This window comes from Archangium sp., assembly GCF_036388035.1.
Lineage (GTDB): Bacteria > Myxococcota > Myxococcia > Myxococcales > Myxococcaceae > Archangium.
The window spans coordinates 1-9,416 of the sequence record NZ_DASVSO010000146.1 but is presented as its reverse complement, the minus strand read 5'-3'; the positions used below and the strand labels follow the sequence as shown (position 1 = coordinate 9,416).

The 9,416-nt window shown below is 70.6% G+C and carries 7 protein-coding genes; 4 read left to right on the top strand and 3 right to left on the bottom strand.

Annotation, left to right across the window (positions count from 1 at the left end; translation table 11 throughout):
* Window positions 1–1,109 (top strand): carboxypeptidase-like regulatory domain-containing protein (locus VF697_RS06410; protein WP_331092603.1); only part of this gene is annotated, 1,109 nt, incomplete at its 5' end.
* A gap of 32 nt (window positions 1,110–1,141) precedes the next feature.
* Here the strand turns inward: VF697_RS06410 and VF697_RS06405 are convergent.
* The 3 genes from VF697_RS06405 to VF697_RS06395 form a co-directional block, all read right to left on the bottom strand.
* Complete coding sequence (locus VF697_RS06405) at window positions 1,142–3,037, bottom strand: serine/threonine-protein kinase (protein WP_331092602.1); 1,896 nt, start codon at window positions 3,035–3,037, stop codon at window positions 1,142–1,144.
* Window positions 3,034–3,864: a DUF2381 family protein gene (locus VF697_RS06400; RefSeq protein WP_331092601.1), complete on the bottom strand. Its 831-nt coding sequence runs from the start codon at window positions 3,862–3,864 to the stop codon at window positions 3,034–3,036. Before VF697_RS06400 ends, VF697_RS06405 begins: the two co-directional genes overlap by 4 nt.
* A gap of 994 nt (window positions 3,865–4,858) precedes the next feature.
* Window positions 4,859–5,095, bottom strand: a complete 237-nt coding sequence (locus VF697_RS06395) for a hypothetical protein (protein ID WP_331092600.1) — start codon at window positions 5,093–5,095, stop codon at window positions 4,859–4,861.
* Between the two features lie 266 nt (window positions 5,096–5,361).
* Here VF697_RS06395 and VF697_RS06390 point away from each other — a divergent pair, with 266 nt between their 5' ends.
* The 3 genes from VF697_RS06390 to VF697_RS06380 form a co-directional block, all read left to right on the top strand.
* Window positions 5,362–7,113, top strand: coding sequence for a hypothetical protein (locus VF697_RS06390; protein WP_331092599.1), 1,752 nt, complete (start codon window positions 5,362–5,364; stop codon window positions 7,111–7,113).
* A gap of 3 nt (window positions 7,114–7,116) precedes the next feature.
* Window positions 7,117–7,527, top strand: coding sequence for a hypothetical protein (locus VF697_RS06385; protein WP_331092598.1), 411 nt, complete (start codon window positions 7,117–7,119; stop codon window positions 7,525–7,527).
* A 116-nt stretch (window positions 7,528–7,643) separates the two neighbouring features.
* Window positions 7,644–9,416, top strand: a 1,773-nt coding sequence (locus VF697_RS06380) for a hypothetical protein (protein WP_331092597.1), incomplete at its 3' end; no start/stop codon positions are given.

Below are 9,416 nucleotides of genomic sequence, written 5' to 3'. Positions count from 1 at the left end.
AGGTGCGCGGCAGGGTGGTGCGGGCGGACGGCTCGCCCATCCCCCGCTTCCACATCAATGGCGAGCTCCACCAGGACGCCGGGGGCGCCTTCCGGCTTCCTATCCGCAAGAGCGAGGAGCGGGTGCTCATCTTCAGCGCCCCGGGCCTGGCCACCACCGCGCGCCGGCTCCAGGTGCGCGAGGGCCTCGACACGGACGTGGGCGACGTGGTGCTGGACGGCGGGCGCGAGGTGCGGCTGCGCGTGGTGGACGCGGACACCTCGCTACCGGTGGAGCACGCCCTCGTGGACGTGAGAGAGCCGGCCGATGCCGAGGCGAGGATGGACAGGTCCCTCCTCTACCCGGAGATGCCTCGTTCCGGCGGCCTCGACAGCCTGCTGCTGACGGCGGAGGACGGCACGGTGAGCCTGCCCCACGTGGAGGAGCAGCCGCGGGTGTTGCTCGTGCTGCACTGCGGCTACCTGCGCGCGAGCGTGCCCCTGGGAGCGCGGCAGCGGGAGGTGACCGTGGCCCTGCGGCCGGGAGGCCGGTTGGAGGGCGAGGTGCGCCTGGACGGGCGGGCCTCGGGACACGGCCAGCTGAAGGTCCTCACCGCGCGGGGCCGGCACGCCGCCGACGCGAAAGTCACCGAGGGCCGCTACAGCACCTGCGCGCTGGAAGAGGGGCGCCATACCGTTCAGCTCCAGTTCCATGTCTTCGGACGGCGGACGATGCCCAGCTTCGCCTCGCGGGTGGTGGACGTCCCGGCCCGTGGAACGGTGCCGGTGCACTTCGACGCTCAGAGCGACGGCACCACCGTGCGGGTGCGCACCACCGAGAAGGTGGACCAGATGATGCTGCTGCCGGGCTCGTGGCCCCTGCCCGGCACGCGCGCGCACTACCTGGAGACGGAGGCCCATGCCTACCCGGCCATGTACGAGCTCATGACGGAGACGCACCGCTTCACGCTGGTACCGCCGGGCCACTACACGCTGCTGGTGGTGCGCGACTCGAGCACGCGGCCCGTGGAGCTGTACCGCGAGGAGGTGGTGGTGCCCGACTCGGGCACGTTCGAGCACCAGCTGCGGCCCCGCTGGCAGCTCGGCCCGGACAGCGTCGACGCCGAGTGAGGCGCGGGGAGGTGCGGCACCGCCTCCCGGAGTCAGTCCGGGAAGCGGCGCCCGGGGGCCTGGACGTACACCACCGCGTAGGCGATGGGCAGGACGGCCGCGTCCGGGCCACGGTGCACCACCTTGGAGGGATCGATCCCGGGCCCACGGGGCGGATCGGCCTCGAACGTCTTCTCCCCGAACTTCGTCATGTCACGCCCACTGATGAGCGCCGCACAGAGGGGCGAGGGCACGCGGCCACGCTCCGGGTAGAGGGCATCGAGGTAGATGCGGTCAAACTGGATGTAGATCCGGTCCTCGAACACCTTCAGCTCACCCGCCACCCAGTGAATCTTGCCGTCGGGCAGGTCCATCGAGCCCATCACGGGCCCGCTCCGGACGTTGATGTCGCCCTCGCTCCCCTCGGCGCTGACGGGGATGCCCTCCACCTCGACCCGGGTGATGGGCCGCTTGTCGAACCCCAGCCGCGCGGCCGTCGCGAGGGCCTCGGGAGAGCAGCGCTCCAGAAAGCCGCCGACGTCGGGGCGCACGGGTGCGCTCGCGCAGCCCAGGAGTGGGGACGAGGCGGCACAGAACAGCGCGAGGAGTCCTCGCAGGACTTTCGGTGTGGAGGAGCGCAAGGGGTGACGTCCTTTCTCGGAAGGCGCCAGCGAGGCCGGCGCGGTGGAAGCCGTGCCGGGACACTCCACCCCCAGGGTGGACGCGCACACGGTGCGGGCGAGTCCCCACCCTAGCCCGAGCAGCACCAGCCCGAGGACGAGCCCGACGAGCGCCCACCTCCTCCCGTCGCGGCGCCGCACCGCGCCCTGCTTCCCCTGGCCCGGTCCGGCCGTTTCGGAGGCGGCCCGCGCCTCCTGCCCTGGTGGCGGAGGTAGCGGCTCCTCGGCGGGGGGCTCCGAGCCCACGGACTCCCGGGGTGGATCGGACCCTTCCCGCGCGACATTCCCTTCCTCCAGCCGGGCCTCCACGGGTGCGCCGTCTTCCCCTCGCGCCGTGGGAAAGGCATACGGCACCGTCCAGCCCTCCGTGCCCCCTTCCCCCTCCAGCAGCCGCATCAACTCCTCGTGGACGGCGCGGGCACTCGCGGGCCGCTGCCCAGGCTCCTTCGCCAGCAAGCGCATCACCAGCGCGTTCAGCCCCGGCGGTACGCGCGGGTCCAACCGGACGGGCTCCACCGGCGGGAGGAACTCGATGGCGAGCAGCAGCTTCTCCGGGGGCAGGCGGGGGTTGAAGGGATGGCAGTCCGTGAGCGCCTCGTAGAGCAGGGCACCGAACGCGTAGAGGTCCACTCCCGGATGCGCGGCGAGGTGCGCTCCGTGCTCCCACTCCCCGGCGCGCAGGAAGGCGGCGACCTCGGGGGCCATGTTGTGGAATGTCATAGGGGGCAGCGCCCTGGTCAGCGTGTAGGCCCCGGGCAGGGACACCGCGCCAAAGTCGATGAGGAAGGGCCTGTCATCTCCCTCCCGCACCAAGACGTTGTCGGCCTTGAGGTCGCGGTGGCACACGCCCCGCTCGTGCAGCTCCGCCAGCACCAGCGCCAGCTCGCTCAGCACCCCCACCTGCCGGCACAACGGCGCGTGCGTCCTCCAGCGCCACGGGTTGAAGGTGGCGCCGGGGACGTAGTCCGTGACGAAGAAGAAGTAGCCCCCCTCCAGGTCTGGCCAGCGGCCCAGCTCGCGGACGGCCAGCAGGTTGGAGTGGTGGAAGTGTCCCAGCGAGACCGCCTCCCGAAAGGTCCGCTCATCCACCCGGGCCTCGTCCTCGCCGTCGCCTCGGGGACGCGCCGCCATCTTCATGGTGTAGAGCCGCCCCTCATGCTCCACCTGCAGGACGGTCGCGAAGCCCCCCATGCCCAGGCGGCGCACCACCCGGTAGTGCCGCACGGTGTCTCCTGCCTGGAGCAGATCCGGGTGGAAGGACTTCGTCATGGGGGCAGCCTCGAGTCCTCGAAATGAAAGGTCCGGGGGCCGTCCTCCTCCAACGTCAGCGCCAGACACCCGGCGCCTTCCGGCACCCGCGTGGAGAAGGTATGGCGTTGCCACCGTGGTCCGAGCGCGACGGTGGTGATGAGAATGGGAGCGGGGGTTTCCGCGCCCGCCCGAGCGCGCCCGCACCGCGTCTCCAGCCGGACCCGGGAGAGCCGCCAGGGTCTGGAGGTGCGTTGAAGGGTTTTGATGTCCACGGTCACGAAGAGACGCCGCTCCACCCGCAGCACGGACTCCACCTGGGCCTGGATGCCGCCGGACTTCTCAAGGGCCCACCCCTCCCCCGGCGTGACGAGCTCCATCCTCGGGCGAGTCCCCGGCTCGGGGCTCGCGAGGAGCAGCCGGCTCGACTCCGTGGCGAGGGACACGCTCACCTGCGCGTCCACCTCGTCCCGCCGGGTGACGAGCGCCAGCGACAGGGTGAGGGGCTCGCCCGCCTCCGTCCGCCCCGTCACCGGCAGCAGGAGGCGCTCGCCCTCGGCCAGGTCGTGCACCAGGACGACCACCAGGGAGCGCGGGCCCATCGGCGCCACGGCGACCCGTGCCTCCAGCTCGGGCGTCAGCAGCGCACGCGGCTCGAACAGGCCCTCGAAGTCCACCAGCGTGGAGAAGCGCGCGGCCACGTACAGCACGGGCGGCGCGGCGCCCGACGGCCCCACGACGAGCACGGTCCCCTGCCTCGGCTCCCGTCCGGTAGCCCCCGCCTGGGAGGGGGCCAGCAGGGAGACGAGGAGGGCCCAGAGCGGAACCGGCCAGGGACGAGGGTGCACGCGGCCTCCGGGAGGAGGGCGGCAGGGTAGAGGAGCCCGCCCGGCCGGGCAAGGACTGCTCGACCTTTCCGGTCATTCCAGAGGAGCTGACTCCGGGAATCACTCCCGGGGTGGACTCACGCGTCGAGGTCGAGCACGCACCATCCGGGATGGTCCCTCCCCCCTCCCGCGCACTTTTCCCCCGCCCCGCAGGTCCCCGGCGCATCCGAGCCGCACTGTTGGATGCATTGACCCCCCATGCATGAGAAGCCCTGGGGGCAGGGTCGCGACTGGGGGTCGCAGGTCCGCAGGCACCTCATCCCCACGTCATTCCGTGACTCTCGGGCCGTGACTTCGCATTCCTGACCCGCTGGGCAGGGATTGAGCTGGCAATCCGATCCATGCACCCGCGCGCATACGGAGGCGCCGTGCGTCAATGCCACACATCGTTGTCCCTCCGGGCAGGATAATCCCTCACAGGTGGGCAGACACACGCTGCCCTTTACATCCGCGGTACTACAGAAGGACCCGGCGGGACAGCCCTGGGGCTCCTGGGGCTGGCAGGAGCGGCGACATCGCTTGTCGGTACACATCAACCCCGGCGCGCACCCCATTTCCGGTTGGAGGGGCAGTTCCAAGCAAAACTCCCCCTCTTTCGCCCTCCCTGGAGCCCCACACCTGCGGACCACGCGTTCGCCTGACCGAACCGAGTAGCAGGAAAGACCTTCGCCGCAATCCACGTCCGCCGCACATTGGCTGGCCACGCAGGCCGCCTTCCACATCAGCTTCCCGCGTAGGCAGACGAGTGGTGCATCGCAGTCCGCGTCTCCGTGGCACGGCTTCTCGAAGGTGAGCAACCGTCTCGTCTCATCTGGCGGAAGTATCGGGACGATCCGGCCATCAGCCTCGCGAGTTTCGGACGTCTTCAGGCCACCCAGCAGCCACCTGTTCGAGGCCCACATCAACGGGATCGCCAACACGAGTCCCACAAGGACGGCAAGCGGGGCTCGCCACTTCATTTCCGGCCCCGTCTTTCCATCTCCTCCTCACAGGCGGCCATGCAGTCGTCGTAGTCCTCCTGGATGGGCCCACACTCCGCATAGACGTCTGCCGGCTGGCAACTGGCCTGGGACAATTTCTTGATGCTGTCCTTGAGCAGGGCCTGGTGCAGCACGCCCGCCTCCCCTCCCACGGGACACCCCGTCTCCAGCACCGCCAACGACACCCATGCCACCACGCACACGCGTTTCATTGGCCCGACCTCGGTGAAGGAAATCCTTGGAGACCCTGAGGGTAGAGCCCGCAGTGTGGCGAGTCCACCACGCCCGACGAACCCAGCGCCAACGTCAGGCGCATGCCACCCCGTCCAGCTCGCCCGAGGCGTATCCCGCAGCATCGGACAACCCGTCACGTAGCCTCATGGTGTACCTTCCCAGTGGCTTGACGGGTGCCCCCGCGCTTCCGTGTGATTCATGGACCGAGGTTTCCAGCCCGCGCGATCCGCTGGGGAGGCAAGGCATGTCCACCCATCTCTTGCTCCGTGGGCCCGAACGACACCTCGGGTGGGGGCTCCTGGCCCTGGCCGTGCTCGTGCTTCTCGGAGGCTGCGCCACGGGCTCTCCGCGCGGGAGTCTGATGAGCGGCTTCGGCCCGCACCCGCGCTCCGCCCCGTTGCACTCCAGCTCCGGGCCTCAGCGGTCGGCCGTTTCTCCCGAGCTGGCGGAGGCGGCGGGAGGCGCCGGCGGTTTCCCCGAGCTGCGGACGGAGAGCACCCTGGTGGCCCCGCTCACCTGCGGAGGGGTGGCCGTGCCCCCGGGCTGGCCCGACCTGTCCTCCAGCGAGACCGAGGCACTGCTGGCCCCCTTCTTCTCGTGCACCTCACCCGCGGAATTCATCGCGTTGCAGCAGCGGGTGGACATGCCCCGGCTGGTGGAGAAGCTGGAGGACTCGCGCGCCGTGCGCCTGAGCGCCCTGGGGCCCGTGCGTGAAGACGCCGCCGCCCTCCTCCACCGCAAGCGCGCCGCCTTCCTCGTCACCGCCACCGAGCGGTATGGCCTCCCCCATGCCGAGGTGCTTGCCCTCTTCCTCCTGCACTCGGCCCATGACGACGAAGTGCGGGAGGTGCTGCGGCTGCTGGCCGGGGACAAGCGGCTGGGGCAAACGCTGGGACTCATGCCGGCCGTGCGCGAGGAGTTGGAAGCGCGGGGCTTGCCCCTGTCGGCCTGGTCGGACCGAGCCGAGCAGGCCGGAGATGTGCTGCGGGGCCTCGGCCGCGCCGCCCGGGACGCCCTGGACACTAGCCCGTTGAGCGAAGGGGCCCGGTCCATGGAGCTGTCCGCGCTCCGGGGCCAGTTGCCGCCCGCCTACCAACGGGCCCACCACGAGGTGGAGCGGGCCCTGGTGGAGCGGCACTTCTCCCCGGGCAGCGTGGTGATAGGCGGCTTCGACTCGGTGACGTTCGGCGTGCCGCTGGGCTTCTACTCCCTGGTGGCCGGGACGGGCCATGGGGCATACGCGCTGTCCCAGGGCCAATACGAGCAGGCCACGCGCGAGCTGGCGCCCGCGGCGCTGCTGGTGGCCCTGTACGCGGGCGGCAAGGGCGTGCGCGCCCTCTCCGAGGCCCAGGGGGCCGGAATGGGAGGACGCCGAGGGCTCCTACCCCCGGAGCTACGCCTGAAGGCCCTCCAGGAGGTGGCACGGCGGTTGGAGGCGCGGCTGGGAGGGGAGGGCCTGAGGGAGCTGGCCCGGGACATCCGCGCCAGCCAGGAGGCGGGCCGCTTCGTGGCGGTGGGGGGAGTGGACGCCGCCCTGGCCCTGCGCGAGGCCCGGGGGGATGTGGCCAGGGCCCAGGCAATGATGTCCAAGGCCACGCCCGGGGCCATGGGCTCCTTCAAGGCCCCAAATGCGAAGCGCCACAAGATCCAAAGCGTTCGCTACAGTTCGTCCGCGGCGAAGGAGAAGAACTCGGTTGTCGAGCCGGGCCTGATTGCCGAGGACATGAAAGTCATCGAGGCCGGCCTCGCCCTGGTCGAGGGAGATCGCCTCACCGTGAATGGAAGAACGTATGGTATCGAGCCTGGTGGGACTCTCTTCCCGATTGAGGGTCCTGGTATTCACACCTTGAGCAGATCTGAGTTCAAGGCGCTCGGTGTCTTGAACGAGTTCGGTGATGGGACCGAAAGGGCCACGAAGATCTTCGCCCATGATCCGGCCCTCACTCCAGAGGCAGTTGAACGTGCACGGAGTATCCAGCTGCTTGGAGGAGGGTGATAGGTGATCTGGCAAGACTTCTTTGTGAACAGGCACCTGGAGCTCAACGAGATTGCTTCTGGGGTAGCACGGGTGTTTGGTGTCCGACCCGAAGAGGTTCTCGTGGTCCCCGAGTTGGGGCCGATCGAGCTCACTGAGGAGGTGCGTGTCCTCGTGGGCGCTCGCGCGGTTTCGGGTGACTTCTTGATGTATGTATCAATTGTTCCTCAATGGAGTCCGGTGGACTCGGGGGATGAGTTCGAAGTGATGTTTGAATTGTGTCGGCTATGGAAATGTGAGTCTCTCGTGTCATCCGATTCGCCGAGTCCGTACTCCTGGATTCTCTTGGATGGCAGGGGAGGCAAGCGCGAGGTGACGCTCGATGCGGATGAACTTGACGAGCGGGAGAGGTACGTGTTGAGCAGCTCCGAATAGAGACGACGCACGACCCGTTGTGTCATGTCTCCCCATCTGTCGATCGAGAGGACAGGAGCCAGCCGAGCAGCCCCGAGTGGCCAGACATGACCGCCGAGGTCATCTTTCAGCTACCTATGGCTGAAGTCTACTCCTCCCCTCCCGAGAAGCTGCCCCTCAAGGTCTTCCGCGAGGCCGTCGAGGCCCGCCTGGAGGCCTGTTCCCCCGACGAACTGCGCTCCCTCCTGCGCGCCCTCGCCAGCCGCACACGTCCTTCCGAGCGGCTCGCCTTCCTGCACTCCCTCCGCACTCCCTCGGACTCCGGCGCGTGCGATCCGCTCCGCCAGGACGAGCTCCTCGACGACATCGCCGAGCTGTCCTTCGTCCTCCCCGAGAAGGCCAGCGCTTGGGAAGAGGAGGGGTTCGACGAAGAGGACACCCTCGGCCCCTATGCGGAACTCGTCGAGCCCCTCACCAGCCTCTTCGAGCGCGCCCAGGAGGCCTCCGAGCGGGGCCAGTCCCGGCTCGCCCGCGAGGCCTACAGCGATCTCTTCGCGCTCCTCCACTACGAGGACGAGCGGGGCCGCGGCCTCCACGCCGAGCACCTCCCCGCCGTGGATCTCCCCGAGGCCCGCGCGCGCTACCTCCGCGCCGTCTACGTCACCACCCCGCCCGCGCGGCGCGCCCCCGTCCTCCTCGAGGAGATGCGGCTCATGCGCTCGCTCCTGCCCCACGGGCCCCGGCCCCTCATGCAGGAGTGGCTCGACATCACCTCCGAGCCCCTCCCCGAGCGCGAGGCCTTCCTGCGCGACTGGGTCCCCCTGCTCCGCCAGCAGCGCGACCCCGACGCCGAGGCCTGGCTGCGCGAGGCCGTCCGTCTCTCCGAGGGCTCGCGCGGGCTGCGCGCCCTCGCCTTCTCCGAGCCCACGCGCCACCCTCGCGCCTTCCTGGACCTGCTCGCCGCGCTCGAGCGCGAGGGCCCGCCCCAGGAGGTGCTCTCCACCGCCCGCGAGGCCCTCGGGGTGCTCCCCGCCGGCCTGCCCCTGCGCGCCGCCCTCGCCGACTTCCTCGCCTCGGCGGCCGAGCGGCTCGGGCAGACCGACACCCTGCGCGCCGCGCGCTGGGAGGCCTTCATCGCCCGCCCTACCCTCGCGCGGCTGTTGGATCTGCGGGACTCGCACCCCACCGAGTCCAAGCGCGCGCCCGTGCTCCTCCAGGCCGCCCGACACCTCGAGGACGTGCTCCACCAACCCCGCAGGCCCTCGGGCTCCATGGTGGCCCTCCCCGACACCGCGGACGACGTGGAGACGCCCGCCCGCGTGGACCGGCGGCTGCTCGCCCATGCCCGGCTGCTCGCGCACGACTGGAAGGCCGCCCACGCGCTCGCCGCCACCGACAGCCCGCTCGGGTGGACGTACGGGGACAACCCGCAGGGCACCATCGTGCCCTTCTTCCTCGCCCTCCTCTCGGGCCAGCCGCTCGGCGAGTTGCCCCGGAACGTGGCCCGGCTCTGGCAATGGGGGCTCGAGGTCGGCACCCAGGCCGGGGACTGGTACGCGGGCGACCTGCGCCAGGACGCGGCCCTCCAGGAGCGCCTGGCTCGCGCGTATGCCGAGGCCCTCCCCGCCTTCCGCCTGGAGCCCGAGGAGCAGGAGCGGCTGCTGGAGGCGTGTCTGGAGGTGGCCCGCAGGCGCGCCAGCACCATCGTGAGCCGGCAGCGTCGGCGCAGCTACGACAAGGCCGCCGTGCTGCTCGCCGCCAGTGCCGAGGTGTTGTGGCTGCGCGGCGAGGAGGGGCGCGGCAACGTGCTGCTCGCCGGCTTCCGCGAGAGCTTCCGCCGCCACCGCGCCTTCCAGGCCGAGCTCGACAAGGCGGTGGGCTCGCGGCCCCTGCCTTCCCCCCGGCCCCCG